The organism is Herbaspirillum sp. WGmk3 (genome assembly GCF_023952535.1).
GTDB lineage: Bacteria > Pseudomonadota > Gammaproteobacteria > Burkholderiales > Burkholderiaceae_D > Herbaspirillum > Herbaspirillum huttiense.
On sequence record NZ_JAKYWT010000004.1, the window covers coordinates 305,056 to 318,883 of the forward strand.

Annotated in this window: 11 protein-coding genes; 8 read left to right on the top strand and 3 right to left on the bottom strand. The window is 62.8% G+C overall.

Annotation, left to right across the window (positions count from 1 at the left end; genetic code table 11):
- Positions 1-385 precede the first annotated feature (385 nt).
- The 3 genes from lpxO (at position 386) to MKD49_RS17105 (ending at position 4,267) form a co-directional block, all read left to right on the top strand.
- Positions 386-1,285 carry a lipid A hydroxylase LpxO gene (lpxO, locus tag MKD49_RS17095; RefSeq protein WP_039785901.1) on the top strand — a complete coding sequence of 300 codons (900 nt, stop codon included), beginning with the start codon at positions 386-388 and terminating at the stop codon, positions 1,283-1,285.
- A 559-nt stretch (positions 1,286-1,844) separates the two neighbouring features.
- Positions 1,845-2,912, top strand: coding sequence for a GGDEF domain-containing protein (locus MKD49_RS17100; protein WP_252696890.1), 1,068 nt, complete (start codon positions 1,845-1,847; stop codon positions 2,910-2,912).
- A gap of 284 nt (positions 2,913-3,196) precedes the next feature.
- Positions 3,197-4,267 (top strand): asparaginase, encoded by a 1,071-nt coding sequence (locus MKD49_RS17105; RefSeq protein ID WP_034337408.1) that lies wholly within the window; start codon positions 3,197-3,199, stop codon positions 4,265-4,267.
- A 172-nt stretch (positions 4,268-4,439) separates the two neighbouring features.
- Here the strand turns inward: MKD49_RS17105 and MKD49_RS17110 are convergent, their stop codons facing one another.
- Both MKD49_RS17110 and MKD49_RS17115 read right to left on the bottom strand, forming a co-directional pair.
- Positions 4,440-4,634: a helix-turn-helix domain-containing protein gene (locus tag MKD49_RS17110; protein ID WP_252696891.1), complete on the bottom strand. Its 195-nt coding sequence runs from the start codon at positions 4,632-4,634 to the stop codon at positions 4,440-4,442.
- Positions 4,635-4,763: 129 nt separating this feature from the next.
- Positions 4,764-7,085 (bottom strand): FdhF/YdeP family oxidoreductase, encoded by a 2,322-nt coding sequence (locus MKD49_RS17115; protein WP_252696892.1) that lies wholly within the window; start codon positions 7,083-7,085, stop codon positions 4,764-4,766.
- 321 nt (positions 7,086-7,406) lie between these two features.
- Between MKD49_RS17115 and MKD49_RS17120 the strand changes: the two genes are divergently transcribed.
- The 4 genes from MKD49_RS17120 to MKD49_RS17135 are packed head-to-tail and all read left to right on the top strand — an operon-like array spanning position 7,407 to position 10,542.
- Positions 7,407-8,465 carry an acyl-CoA dehydrogenase gene (locus tag MKD49_RS17120; RefSeq protein WP_252696893.1) on the top strand — a complete coding sequence of 353 codons (1,059 nt, stop codon included), beginning with the start codon at positions 7,407-7,409 and terminating at the stop codon, positions 8,463-8,465.
- Positions 8,453-9,238: a PIG-L deacetylase family protein gene (locus MKD49_RS17125; protein WP_252696894.1), complete on the top strand. Its 786-nt coding sequence runs from the start codon at positions 8,453-8,455 to the stop codon at positions 9,236-9,238. Before MKD49_RS17120 ends, MKD49_RS17125 begins: the two co-directional genes overlap by 13 nt.
- Positions 9,235-9,828 (top strand): SAM-dependent methyltransferase, encoded by a 594-nt coding sequence (locus tag MKD49_RS17130; RefSeq protein ID WP_252696895.1) that lies wholly within the window; start codon positions 9,235-9,237, stop codon positions 9,826-9,828. Before MKD49_RS17125 ends, MKD49_RS17130 begins: the two co-directional genes overlap by 4 nt.
- Positions 9,829-9,864: 36 nt before the next feature.
- On the top strand, positions 9,865-10,542 hold the full coding sequence (locus MKD49_RS17135; RefSeq protein WP_121038351.1) for a glycosyltransferase family 2 protein: 678 nt from the start codon (positions 9,865-9,867) through the stop codon (positions 10,540-10,542).
- On the opposite strand, the gene MKD49_RS17140 is transcribed toward MKD49_RS17135, so the two are convergent.
- Positions 10,539-11,978: a YihY/virulence factor BrkB family protein gene (locus MKD49_RS17140; protein WP_252696896.1), complete on the bottom strand. Its 1,440-nt coding sequence runs from the start codon at positions 11,976-11,978 to the stop codon at positions 10,539-10,541. The two genes, MKD49_RS17135 and MKD49_RS17140, sit on opposite strands and share 4 nt — an antisense overlap.
- 315 nt (positions 11,979-12,293) lie before the next feature.
- Between MKD49_RS17140 and MKD49_RS17145 the strand changes: the two genes are divergently transcribed.
- Entirely contained in the window at positions 12,294-13,727 is a 1,434-nt protein-coding gene (locus tag MKD49_RS17145) for an NAD-dependent succinate-semialdehyde dehydrogenase (RefSeq protein ID WP_134134773.1), read from the top strand.
- Positions 13,728-13,828 lie beyond the last annotated feature (101 nt).

Genomic DNA, 13,828 nt, shown 5'->3' on the forward strand with positions numbered 1-13,828 from the left:
TCTAGTTCACGCCCCCGCAAGGACCGGATTGCCCGGTCCTTTTTTTTGCCCGCTTGATCTGGGTCAGCGCATGCGTTTGTTGCAGGAATCTTCACATAGGGCAATCAGCGCCCTTACAAACTCTGACGAGCCCTTGGTGTAGAATCCTCGCTTGCTCTGCGTTGCCGGCATCCTGCCGGGCGTGCGCAGCCACCGGGATTTCAGCTCATCATCGCGCATCTTGCAGCATCACGGCGTCTTCCAGCCTGGTTTGCTGTCAGCCGTTCCGCCATTGGCCGAGCGCTGTCGTTGATCTTCCCGGCCCTGACCCCATATGGACGGATATCCGTCTCAGCCTTTTCCTTCATTTGATTCGAAAAGGCCGGCAACATCAAAGGACCCTGCAATGAAGTGGGCAATTGTCTTCATCTATCTGTTTTCCATCCTGTTCATCCATTTCCGTGGACGCGTGCGCCTGCCCTTCCTGCGGCAGTTCTTCGATCACTCCTCGATCATGTCGCCGATCAACCTGTTCATGTACGCCTTTTCGCGCGTACCGGCCGTCCCCTACCCGGCCGTGAAGCAGTTCGATGACCTCGCCCTCATCGACCAGAACTGGGAAGTGATCCGCGACGAAGCCGTGGCGCTGCGCGAGATGGCCAAGATCAAGGCGGCGGAAAAGAATGACGATGCCGGCTTCAACTCCTTCTTCAAGGCTGGCTGGAAGCGTTTCTATTTGAAGTGGTACAACGCCAGCCATCCCTCGGCCGAGAAGTTCTGCCCCAAGACCGTGGAAATCCTCAAGCGCATCCCGTCGGTGAAGGCCGCCATGTTTGCCGAACTGGCTCCGGGCGGCACGCTCAATCCGCACCGCGATCCCTTCGCCGGTTCGCTGCGCTACCACCTGGGCCTGGTCACGCCCAACGACGACCGCTGCTTCATCGAAGTCGACGGCCAGCGTTACAGCTGGCGCGATGGCCAGAGCGTGGTGTTCGATGAGACCTTCATCCACTGGGCACAGAACGGCTCCGAGACGAACCGTATCATCCTCTTCTGCGATGTCGAGCGTCCGCTGCGCTATCGTTGGGCAGAAGCCATCAATGGCTTCCTCGGCCGCACCATGATGACCGCCGCTGCCTCGCCCAATGAGACCGGCGACCAGACCGGGCGCGTCAACAAGCTGTTCCGCTTCGTCTGGCTGGCCGGGCAGTATCGCCGCCGCTTCAAGAACTGGAACAAGACCGTCTACAAGATCACCAAGTTTGGTCTGATCATCGCCGTGGCGCTGCTGATCATTTATGCCTGAAGCAGCAAACCGGGCTCCTGCAATCGGAAATCCGGAACACTATTACAAATGATATAAACAAATATCGCCGGCTGTTGCCCGGCGATTTTTTGTAAGTAAACCCCAAAAACCGCTCATCGATTTTCGGCAGCTGAGAAGCTGACGACGTGCCTGCCTGAAAATGACGCATCGCCGCAATTCCGCCATGCGCTTGGGCTCCAGCCTGATACTGCGGGATTGGCTGGCAAGAACGCACGCAATACTCACCAAGCCCCACGTAAGTGAAAGTCACGCGAGATCTAAAGTTTCCATACGGCAATCAAAGCGCAAATTTTCTGCAGTGACATGCAGAAACTGCTTCATTCCCATGCTTGCCGCCTGTAAAATCCTTGTGCTTCCGTGCTAGCTTGATGGCGTGAATCTTGCACCGGGATCGTCTTCATTCCGCTGCGACATGCCTTGCTCCTGACTACGCTCCTGCCGATGGCCGGGCACTGCTTCATGGCATGTCAGCCAGCCCGCAGTCGAAGACGCCGGGCAAGCACAGCCGAGTACCGACCATACATAGAACAATGGGCTCATGCAGGACATCGACGACGAGATGAAAAAACCGCTGCTCAAGCATCTGGTAGAAATCACGGCCCACCGGGAGCACTCCCGCCTGGCCATCTCCGTCATCTCCGCGCTGTATCAGCTCACTGAGGTCGAGACCATCCGCATGCTCGACATCTTCACGCTGCGCGATGAATACTTCGTGCAGGAAAAGATGGTCATCCGCGATGGCACGGTCCACACCATCGCCGAACTGACCAGCGACGATCCCAAGGAACCACTATCGGCCTATCCGGCCATGCTGGCCTGTATCCGCAATCATCTCAACGAGTTCGACGAAACCACGCCCGAGGGCGAACACGTACTGTGGCTGCCGGTCTGGCTGCATGGGAAGATGAATTCCTGCCTGGAGATCCGCAGCCAGCAGCCCTTTGCACCGACCATGCTGGATGTGATCCGCGGCATCTTCCACGTCTATTGCAATTACCAGAGCCTGCTGGATTACAGCGAGCGCGACGCGCTCACCGGCCTGTTCAACCGCAAGACCTTCGACGAGCAGTTCACCCGCTACGCCTTCGCCATCGCGCCGCACGAAGCCCATTCCGTGGACCGCGACGAACGCCGGCACGACAGCAATGACGAACCCAAGGGCCACTGGCTGGGGGTGGTCGACATCGATCACTTCAAGCAGGTCAATGACCGCTACGGCCACCTGTATGGCGATGAAGTGCTGATCCTGGTGGCCAACATCCTGCGCGCCTCGTTCCGGGCGCATGACCGCATCTTCCGTTTTGGCGGCGAGGAATTCGTGATCCTGCTGCGCTCGACCACCCTCACCGATGCGCGCAAGATCTTCGACCGCTTCCGCCAGAACGTGCAGGAATATGATTTCCCGCAGGTCGGCAAGGTCACGGTGAGCCTGGGCTTCGTCAACATCGCGCGCGAAACGCCGGTGGTGATCCTGGGCCATGCCGACCAGGCGCTGTATCACGCCAAGAAGAGCGGCCGCAACCGCATCTGCTACTACCAGGAACTGGTGAATTCGGGCGTGCTGCGTTCGGGCATCACGACCAACGATACGGTGGAATTCTTCTGACGGACCGCCGGGCGTTCCTGTACCAGGGGCCGCGCGAGCGGTCTTTTTTTTCGTTCGCATTTTCCATGTGCTGTCCTGCAAGCCGCATGGGTATTGGGCGGGCTCATGCATGCCGTGCATTCGTTCATGTTTTAAAAGCATGAGACAGCGGCGCGGCGCTTTCGTATGATCGCCAACGTTCGACGCCCCGTGCGCGAATTCATCCGCGCGATCCGCCGCACAGAGACTTAGAAAAATTGGCGATCGCCCGCGGCCTCACCGTGGCAACCAGGAGACTTACAACAATGCAGCAGGCACACTTCAAAAAAATCGGTTCGGTCATGATCCTCTCGCTGGCCTGCGCCTTTGCGGCGCACGCCCAGGACAAGAAGCCCAACGTGGTCGTCATCGGCACCGGCGGCACCATCGCCGGCGCGGGCGCATCCAGCGTCAATACGGCCGCCTATCAATCGGCCGTGGTCCCGGTCGACAAGATCATCGCCGCCGTCCCCGAAATTTCCAAGATCGCCAACGTGCGCGGCGAACAGATCTTCCAGATCGGCAGCGAGAGCTTCAATGACGAGCGTCTGATCAAGCTGGGCAAGCGCGTCTCGGAACTGCTGAAGCAGAGCGACGTGGACGGCATCGTCATCACCCACGGCACCGACACCATTGAAGAGACGGCCTATTTCCTGAACCTGGTGTTGAAGAGCGAGAAGCCGGTGGTGGTGGTCGGCTCCATGCGGCCCGGCACCGCGCTGGGCGCGGATGGTGCGCTGAACCTGTATGACGCGGTGCTGGTGGCCGGCAGCAAGGAAGCGGCTGGCAAGGGCACGCTGGTGGTGATGAACGACGAGATCCATTCCGGCCGCGACGTCACCAAGAGCAATACCTTCAAGGTCGAGACCTTCCGCTCGCCCTATGGTCCGCTGGGCTATGTGGTGGAGAACAAGCTGAGCTTCTACCGCCTGCCGGCGCGTCCGCACACCACGCAGACCGAGTTCGACATCGACAAGATCAGCAGCCTGCCGCGCGTGGACATCGTCTACAACTACGGCAACGTCAGCCGCACGGCGTATGACGCCTTCGTGGCAGCAGGTGCCAAGGCCATCATCCATGATGGCACCGGCAACGGCAGCGTGGCCGAGCAGATCGTGCCGGTGCTGCAGGAAGTGCGCAGCAAGGGCGTGCAGGTGATCCGCGCCTCGCGCACCGGCAGCGGCGTGGTGATCCGCAACGGCGAGCAGCCTGATGACAAGTACGACTGGGTGGTCACCGATGACCAGAATGCCCAGAAGGCACGCATCCTGGCCGAGCTGGCCCTGACCCGTACCAATGATCCCAAGGAATTGCAGAAGATCATGTGGAAGTATTGACCGGAGAAATTTCCGACGGCTGATTTACGATTATTTATAAACAATATAAATTTTTTATCAGCCAATAGCTGAACGGCAGTACGCAAGGTGTTTTTGTGTTGTAACCCTGAGGTTTCCTCAGTTCCCTCTTGGCCCCGCTTTGGCGGGGCCTTTTTTCTTGTGGTAGGTTGCGTCAGAAATCGAGCTGTTCGACGCTCAGGCCAAGCGCCGCGGCAATTCTTTCGAGGGACATTGGACGCAAGCGTTTGCTGCTTTCCTGCTGCGCATACGCAGACTGCGAGATACCGATGCGGGCAGCGACTTCTTGCTGGGTCAGATTCAAATGCTCGCGCCAGCTGCGGATGGCGGTCCATTGATGATGGATCATCAAAGCGAAGACCTCATTGGGTACGTAAGTGAGATCGCGTGATGGCTGATGCATGACAACAGCGCAAGTCGACTCATTCTGTTTCTATCAATTTCCGAGATAGTTCGACGAACGCGCACGCACAACAAATCACGACAACACCGGCTCCCCAATCTCCGGAATCAAGCGAATCGGAATCGACTTCGCCGCCGGCACCTTGCTGCCGCGTGCATGGTGAAACAGCGGGATGAGCCGGTTGAGTTCAGGAAAATAACCCATCACGCAGCCCACCGGAATATCGAAAGGCTCCACGCGCAGATGATCGACGCGGCGCTGCACGCCGTCATCCGACACCGTCTCGGCCGTGACGAAATCCCCTGCGCCCAATCCCTGCTGCTGCAAATCGCGCAGATTCATCAGCAGCACGCGACGCGTGCCCCACACGCCACGGAAGCGGTCATCCAGCGAATAGACGGTCGTATTGAATTGACTGTCACCGCGCGTGGTCATGAGCCGCAACACGCCGGGGGCATCGCCAGGCATGTCGGGATCAGGATCAAAGCCGTCTGGAGTCTTGAAGTTGGCCTTGCCGTTGGGAGTCTTCCATTGCCGTTCGCGCGCCGCCAGCGGGCGCGCGAAACCGCCTGGCGTCCACATGCGTGCATTGAAGTCGCGGAAGATGTCAGGATAGGTGGCCTCGATGGCATCGCGAATCAGGGCGTAGTCGCCGACCCACGCATCCCAGTCCACCTGCGGATTGACCGGCAGCAGTCGCTTGGCCAGTTCGGCCAGGATGGCCGGTTCCGACAGCAGATGCGGCGAGGCCGGTTTGACCCGCCCGCGCGAGCCATGCATGCAGCCGGTGCTGTCTTCCACGGACACGGCCTGCTCGCCGCCGCGTTGCTGGTCGATCTCGATGCGGCCGAGGCAGGGCAGCAGGTAGGACGTCTTGCCATGGATGACGCAGGAACGGTTGAAGTGCGTCACCACCTGCACCGTCAGCGGCAGCTTGCGCCAGGCGGGTTCCATCACCCCATGATCGGGAATGGCCCGCACGAAATTCCCGCCCAGCATGAAGAAGGCGGACAGTTCGCCATCACGAATCTTTTCGCAGGCTTCCACCGTGTTGAGGCCCTTTTCCATCGGTGGCTCGAAATGATAGAGCGCGCGCAGCTTGTCATTGGGCACCATCTCCGGTTTTTCGGTGATGCCGACGGTGCGCTGGCCCTGCACGTTGGAATGGCCGCGGATGGGGCAGATGCCCGCGCCCGGCTTGCCGATATTGCCGCGCATGAGCAGCAGATTGGTCAGCATGTGGATGGCACGCACCGCTTCACGATGCTGGGTAATGCCCATGCCATACATGAGCATGGCGCTATCCGCAGCGGCATAGGTATCGGCCGCCAGCTCCAGCTCTGCGCGCGAGACGCCGGCGTGGCGTTCGATCTCGGCCCACTCGGCGGCACGTGCAGCGGCGGCGAACTCGTCGAAGCCGCTGGTGTGCTCATCGATGAAGGCCTGGTCCAGCAGGCGTGGCAAGCCTTGCGTGCGGGCGCGTTCGTCACGTTCCAGGATGCGCTTGGCCATGCCGATGGCGGCCGCCGTGTCACCGCCGATCCTGATCTGCAGATATTGCGAACTGATGTCGGTGTGCGCCGGGGTGATCATCTCCTTGGGCGACTGCGGGTTGACGAAGCGTTCCAGTCCGCGCTCGCGCAAGGGGTTGAAGGTGATCACCGGTACGCCGCGCTTGCGCGCCTCTTCCAGCTGATGCAGCATGCGCGGCGCATTGGTGCCGGTGTTGTGGCCGAAGAAGAGGATGCACCCTGTCTGCTCGAAATCGTCCAGCCTGACCGTTCCCACGGGCACGCCGATGGTCTGCGGCAGTGCCACGGAGGTGGACTCGTGGCACATGTTGGAACTGTCGGGCAAGTTGTTGGTGCCGTACATGCGTGCGATCAGCTGATACATGTACGAGGTCTCCAGCGAGGCCCGGCCCGACGCGTAGAACACCACCTTCTTCGGATCCATGGCACGCAGTTGCGCCGCGATGTCATCGAAGGCTTCGTTCCACGAGACCGGCAGGTAGCGGTCGCTGGCGGCATCGTATTTCATGGGCTCGGTGATGCGGCCGGTGGATTCCAATTCGAGATCATTCCAGCTCTCCATCTCGGTGACAGTATGCTGGGCGAAGAATTCGGGGGTGGCGCGCTTGCCGGTAATCTCCCAGGCGGTGGCCTTGGCACCGTTCTCGCAGAATTCAAACAGATGCGGATCAGCCGGCTTGGCCCAGGAGCAGCTGACGCATGCAAAGCCGTCCGGCTTGTTCTGCTTCATGAGAATGCGCGTGCCGGTGGCGATGACGTGCTCCTGCTGCAGGATGGCACCTAGCGCCTTGACCGAGCCCCAGCCGCCGGCGGCATTGTTGTATTCGTCGAACGTCGCTTCTTCGGGGATATCCTTGGTTTTCATGTCGCTTCTCCGAGCGTGATGCATTCGTGGGGGGCGCACTGCATGGTCACGTGGTCGCCCTTTGGCGCGGCGCATGGAAGACTTCTGCGTCCGGATCGTCATGATGAAAGTGAGCGCGCAATTTGGCTGTAGGCGCGTGACGGTTTTACAGCGCATCGGATTCCTACAGATGGCGTCAGCGCGTGCGCGCACAGGCTCAACGGGAAACCCGCGCTTACCGGATTCCTACGTCAAACACAGCAGCGCACCGACAGCTTGCAGATGCGAAGGCACTCATACTCTTCACCATTGCACAGCCCGTGCGCCTCTGTGCCCCTCATCATGATGTGCAGCTCCACCCGACGCTACGCCCCACCCTGCCCCTCGCTGCCTGCAGCGCTGGAGGAATTCATTGCGCCTGCCTTGCACCAAACCCCGCACACCCCGCTACCCGTCGTGGCCGCGCGGCTGCTGCGCCAGCTGGTGGTAGCGGGATTGGACCGTCTGCCCCTGCCGGGCCACGGCGAGACGCTTGCGCGCTGGCAGGCACTGGCGGCCGTGGCCGCGCAGGACCTGTCGGTGGCGAAGCTGTTCGAAGCGCATACCGATGCCCTCGCCATCCTGGCTGAAGCCCACGCCCCGGTACCACCGCATTCGATCTGGGGCGTGTGGTGCGCGCAAGGCCGGCCCGGCAGCCTGCACCTGCGTGAGCAAGGTGATCAGGTCATTCTGGACGGCGAAAAATCCTGGTGCTCGGGCGCAGCCGCCGTCACGCATGCGCTGCTCGGCCATCGCGACGAGCAAGACCGCTATTGGCTGCTGGCCATTGAACTGGGCCAGCCGGGCGTGAGCATCATCGAGGACGACTGGGCTGCCATCGGCATGGCTGCCACCCGCACTGCGCGCCTGCAATTGCGTACGGTCACGGCGCAGGTGATCGGCGGTCCGGGCTTCTATCTGGACCGTCCCGGTTTTTGGCAGGGTGGCATCGGCATTGCCGCCTGCTGGCACGGCGCTGCTACCGCGCTGGTCTCCGTGCTGCGCCAGAGCCTGGCGCAGCGTGCGGACAGCCATGCGCTGGCCCGGCTGGGCAGCGCACTGTGTGCCGGGCATGCAGCAGCGGCCTGCCTGCGCGAGAGCGCCGCGCGCATCGATGCCCATCCGCGTGCCAATGCCATGCAGGACGCCCTGAGCACGCGCCTGACCGTGGAGCGTGCCTGCCTGCAGATCATCGAGGACCTCGGGGCTGCCCTCGGTCCCCATCCCTATTGCGGCAGCCGGCACAGTGCGCGCCTGCTGGCCGATCTGCCGGTGTGGCTGCGCCAGAGCCACGCCGAACGCGACATGACCGCGCTGGCCAAGGCCAGTCTTGAAGAGGAGTCCTCCCCATGCTTACTGTAAAGCCGCCCCCATCGGCCAGGACGGCCGCTCCTGTGCGCCATATCGACATCGCCAACGGCACCGCCGAGGATGTGTGGCAATCCTGCCAGCGCCTGCATGCCCTGCCGGAACTGGAACTGAGCCAGCTGGTGCCCGCCCGATCACGTGCGGTGATCCTGGCACCGCATCCCGACGACGAAACGCTCGGATGCGGCGGGCTGATCGCCCAACTGGCCGGGATGATGCGCGAGATCGCCGTGGTCGCCGTGAGCGATGGCGAACGCAGTCACCCGCCCTCGTCGCCGCTGGCAGCACGCCTGCCGCTGCTGCGTCCCGCCGAGAGCATGGCCGCGCTGGAATGCCTGGGAGCGGGGCAGGCGCAGATCCTGCGCGCGCGCATTCCCGACGGCCAGATCCGCCAGCACAGGCTGGAACTGAAGGCCTGGCTGATCGCGCAATTGCGCCATACCGACATCGTCTTCGCGCCGTGGCGGCTGGACGGCCATCCCGACCACGAGACCGTGGGCGAAGTGGCCGCCGAGCTGGAACACGAACTGGGCTGCAAGCTGGTGGAAGTGCCGATCTGGGGCTGGCACTGGGTACAGCCGCTGGGCGGAGAATTCCCCTGGGGCCGCGCCCGCAAGCTGGCCTTCGATACCGGCACCGGCATGATGAAGCGACGCGCCCTGCGCTGCTATCACAGCCAGATCGGCAGCGACGGCGAACGCGATCCGGTGCTGCCGGCCGGTGTGCTGGCGCATTTCGTGCGGCCTTACGAGGTGTTCTTCCTATGAGGGCAGCACAGCTTCCGGACACGCGCCATTTCGATCAGCTCTATGCTGCCAGCGACGATCCGTGGAAGACGCGGGACAGCTGGTACGAACAACGCAAACGTGCCCTGGTCGAGGCCATCCTGCCGCGCCAGCAATGCAGCGCCATCTTCGAGCCCGGCTGTGGCAGCGGCGAACTGACGCTGCAACTGGCCGCACGTTGCAAGTGGCTGATGGCCTCCGATTTCAGCGCGGAAGCGGTACGCATCACGCGCGAGAAGACGGCGCACCTGTCGCATGTACAGGTGCGGCGGCAGTCGCTGCCCGAACAATGGCCCGCGGCCGAACATGACATGCCGGCGGTAGACCTGATCGTGTTTTCCGAACTTTGCTACTACTTCGATGCGCCCAACATGGCCGAGATGGCGGCACTGGCCGCAGCCAGCCTGTCGCCGGGCGGACACCTGCTGGCTTGCCACTGGAAGAAGGACTTCGATGACCGCCTGCTGGCCACGCGGCCCATGCACCAGCTCATCGATGCGCACGCGCGACTGAAGCGCCAGGCCTGCTACGAGGATGAAGACATCCTCATCGACCTCTGGCGCAGGATCTGACCCGCACTGCACCCACCACTTTCCGGAGAACCGAGCATGATCGGCATCGTCATCCCCGCGCACGACGAAGAAGCCAGCCTGCACGCCTGCCTGCAGGCGGTGCGCAAGGCGGCTGCACATCCTCAGCTGCAGGGTGAAGCGGTGAGTATCGTGGTGGTACTCGACAGTTGCAGCGACGGCTCCGAGCAAATCGCACGCCGCCATCCGGTGACGGTGCTGCCGCTGCAGGTGCGCAATGTCGGCCTGGCGCGGCATCACGGTGCACGCGCACTGATCGCTGCGGGCGCACGCTGGCTAGCCTTTACCGATGCCGATACGCGGGTTGCCCCCGATTGGCTGGCGGCACAACTGGCGCTGAAGGCGGATGCGGTCTGCGGCACGGTCACGCCCGACCACTGGCGCGATCACCCGCCGGAGGTGCAGCAACGCTTCGCGCGCGACTATCACGATGAGGATGGCCATCGCCATATCCACGGTGCCAATCTGGGTGTCTGCGCCCAGGCCTATCTGCGCGCGGGCGGCTTTCCGCCGCTGGCCTGTCATGAGGATGTGGGACTGGTGCAGGCCTTGCAGGCCACCGATGCGCAGATCGCCTGGAGTGCGCGGGTGCGGGTGGTCACCAGCACCCGCAAGCAGAGCAAGGCGCGCGGCGGCTTTGGCGATACGCTGCGGCTGTGGGCCGCCGAAGAGTGCGCGGCCATCCTGCCGGCTTAGCGGGGATTGTCTCCCGCACGCACCACCTGTTGCGCCTGCTCGATGCTCACGTGATGGTCTTCCACCGTATTGACCAGCCGCTGGCGTTTCGCGCGTGAGCCGAAGTTGTTGGCGTAGATCCATGTGAACTCGGCACCGAGCAGGAAGATCTGCGCGGAGTAATAGATCCACAGCAGCAGCAACGCAAACGAGCCGGCCGCCCCGAAGCCGGAGGTCATGCCGGTGCTGCCCAGATACAGACCAATCAGATACTTGCCGATGATGAAGAGCACGGTGGTGGCCACGGCACCGATCCACACGTCATGCCAGGAGAGCGTCACGCGCGGCATGAACTTGTAGATCATCGAGAAGAGCGTGGAGAACACCACGAAGGACAGCACGAAGTTGAGCATCTGCAGCAGCAGTTGCCATCCTTCGAACCAGCCGCCCCACCAGCGTCCCAGCGCCGCCAGCGCCGCACTGACCACCAGCGAGATGATCAGCAGGAAGCCCAGACCGATGATCAGGCCGAAGGACAACAGCCGCGTGCGTGCCAGTTGCCACAGGCCGCTCTTGCGCTTGGCGACGGGGATGCGCCAGATGCGGTCGAGCGCACTCTGCAATTCCGAAAACACCGCTGTGGCACCAATGACCAGCGTGACTACCGAAATGCCGGCGGCGATCATGCCCTCGCGCGGCTGGCTCACCGACTTCAGCAAACCCTGGATGGCAAACGCGCCTTCCGTGCCGACGATGTCGCGGATCTGGTTGACGATCTCGCCCTGCGCGGCATCGTGGCCGAACAGCATGCCGGCCACCGCGATGGCGATCACCAGCATGGGAGCAATCGAGAAGATGGTGTAGTAGGCGATGGCCGCCCCCATGCTGGGAGCGAAGTCATCGATCCACGCATTGACGGCGGCCACCGTCATCTGCCAGGCCTGCTGGGCGCGCGTGCCGCCCTTGATCATCTTGACCTCGGCCGCCGGGTCCAGATAATCCGAGGGCGCCGGTTCCAGCTTGGCCTTGACGATGTCGATCCGCGCGGGGGCATCCGGCGGCAGCGGTGTATCGGTCTTGGCCTTGGCGGCGGCCGCCTTGGCACGGGCCGATCCCTTGCGCCAGGCGGCAATCAGCGGCATGGCCAGCGTCACCAGCCGCAAGGCCCGTTCCAGTCCTTGCGGCAGTGCATCGTGATGAGCCGTCGCGGAATGGCCGGTAGGCGCCTTGCTGTTCTCCTCCTCTGCACGGGAGGCCACCATCCGGGGCGCTGTCGGCGACGCAGTCACGCGCTTCTGGCGGCGCTTTCTTCCCAGCCACAGACCTGCGCCGGCGCTCAACAGGGCAGCGGCGACCAGGCCGCCCGGGGAAGGACCGCCTGGCTCCTCCGCGGATTGAGGACGGGCAGCGGCTGGCGGGGTGCGGACGGGACGAAACGGGTCGGAAGAGCTGCTCATGAAGTCCTCGGCTGGGCATATTGTTGTGGCAGTGTGACCGGTGCGTATGAACGATTGTTCCTGCTTCCGAGCTGCCCGTCCAGCCTTGTAGGAAGCCGCTGTCGGCGCTCTGGTGGCCGACGTGAAAATGAAGCGCGTGGTATAAAGGTGGTCTTCGCAACAAGCTTCACTGGCTTCGCATTGCGTGTGAACCAGAGCGGCGCAAGCCGGTCTGTCTGCATTCTTCCCAGGCCATCGCGCCTGCCCTGCGTGTAGCCCATTGGGCCGAACCGGGCAGCGCCGGCCCTTCCCCAACCTGACGAACGAGGATTGCCCATGTATAAGGACGTACAGCTTTTCATCAACGGCGAATGGACCGCCAGCGCCTCCGGCCGCACCATCGATGTCGTCAATCCGGCTACCGAGGAAGTGATCGGCAAGATCGCCCACGCCGACCGCAGCGACCTGGATCGCGCCCTGGAAGCCGCCAAAAAGGGCTTCGAGACCTGGCGCAACATGTCCGCCTTCGAGCGTTCCAAGATCATGCGCCGTGCCGCTGACCTGCTGCGCGAGCGCGCCGACGATATCGCGCGCCTGATGACCCTGGAACAAGGCAAGCCGCTGGGTGAATCCAAGATGGAAACCTTGGGCGCGGCCGACACCATCGACTGGTTCGCCGAGGAAGCCCGCCGCACCTACGGCCGCCTGGTGCCGGCCCGCGTGCCGGGTGCCTACCAGATGGTGATCAAGGAGCCGGTCGGTCCGGTAGCCGCCTTCACCCCGTGGAACTTCCCGATCAACCAGGTGGTGCGCAAGCTCTCGGCGGCCCTGGCTGCAGGCTGCTCCATCATCGTCAAGGCCCCGGAAGAAACCCCGGCCTCCCCGGCCGAACTGATCCGCGCCTACGCCGATGCAGGCGTGCCGGCCGGTGTCATCAACCTGGTCTACGGCGTGCCGGCCGAGATCTCGGAATACCTGATCCCGCATCCGGTGATCAAGAAGATTTCCTTCACCGGTTCCACTCCGGTGGGCAAGCAGCTGGCAGCCCTGGCCGGCCAGCACATGAAGCGCGCCACCATGGAACTGGGCGGCCACGCACCGGCCATGGTGTTCGATGACGTGGACGTGGAACTGGCCGCCAAGACCCTGGCCACCTCCAAGTTCCGCAATGCCGGCCAGGTGTGCGTCTCGCCGACCCGCTTCCTGGTGCAGAAGGGTGTCTTCAACGCTTTCGTCGACAAGTTCGTCACCTATGCCGAACAGCTGAAGGTAGGCAATGGCCTGGAAGCTGGCGTGGGCATGGGCCCGGTCGCCAACAAGCGCCGCATCCCGGCGCTGGAAGCGCTGATCGATGATGCCGTCTCGCAAGGCGCGCAACTGCGCACCGGTGGCAAGCGCATCGGCGACAAGGGTTATTTCTTCCAGCCGACCGTGCTGACCAATGTCCCGCTGGACGCCCGCGTGATGAACGAGGAGCCCTTCGGTCCGCTGGCCATCATCAATTCCTTCGAGACCCTGGATGAAGTGATCACCGAAGCCAACCGCCTGCCCTTCGGCCTGGCCGCCTACGCCTTCGCCAAGTCGGCCAAGACCAAGCACGCCCTGGCCGCGCGCGTGGAAAGCGGCATGCTGACCATCAACCACCTGGGCCTGGCCCTGCCGGAACTGCCCTTCGGCGGCATCAAGGACAGCGGCTACGGTTCCGAAGGCGGCACCGAGGCCATCGAGGCCTACATCAACACCAAGCTGGTGACGCAGCTGGATGTCTGATGCCGGGCAGGTCGCCTGACCTGCCGCAATGATCGCCCTGCGTGATGAAAAAAAATCGGCGGACCTGCAAGGGTCCGCCGATTTTCTTTTGGGGCTGTACT

Excerpts from the sequence above, each read along its gene's own strand:
- lpxO (WP_039785901.1), top strand. The coding sequence starts at position 386 with ATGAAGTGGGCAATTGTCTTCATCTATCTGTTTTCCATCCTGTTCATC.
- MKD49_RS17100 (WP_252696890.1), top strand. The coding sequence starts at position 1,845 with ATGCAGGACATCGACGACGAGATGAAAAAACCGCTGCTCAAGCATCTG.
- MKD49_RS17105 (WP_034337408.1), top strand. The coding sequence starts at position 3,197 with ATGCAGCAGGCACACTTCAAAAAAATCGGTTCGGTCATGATCCTCTCG.
- MKD49_RS17110 (WP_252696891.1), bottom strand. The coding sequence starts at position 4,634 with ATGATCCATCATCAATGGACCGCCATCCGCAGCTGGCGCGAGCATTTG.
- MKD49_RS17115 (WP_252696892.1), bottom strand. The coding sequence starts at position 7,085 with ATGAAAACCAAGGATATCCCCGAAGAAGCGACGTTCGACGAATACAAC.
- MKD49_RS17120 (WP_252696893.1), top strand. The coding sequence starts at position 7,407 with ATGATGTGCAGCTCCACCCGACGCTACGCCCCACCCTGCCCCTCGCTG.
- MKD49_RS17125 (WP_252696894.1), top strand. The coding sequence starts at position 8,453 with ATGCTTACTGTAAAGCCGCCCCCATCGGCCAGGACGGCCGCTCCTGTG.
- MKD49_RS17130 (WP_252696895.1), top strand. The coding sequence starts at position 9,235 with ATGAGGGCAGCACAGCTTCCGGACACGCGCCATTTCGATCAGCTCTAT.
- MKD49_RS17135 (WP_121038351.1), top strand. The coding sequence starts at position 9,865 with ATGATCGGCATCGTCATCCCCGCGCACGACGAAGAAGCCAGCCTGCAC.
- MKD49_RS17140 (WP_252696896.1), bottom strand. The coding sequence starts at position 11,978 with ATGAGCAGCTCTTCCGACCCGTTTCGTCCCGTCCGCACCCCGCCAGCC.
- MKD49_RS17145 (WP_134134773.1), top strand. The coding sequence starts at position 12,294 with ATGTATAAGGACGTACAGCTTTTCATCAACGGCGAATGGACCGCCAGC.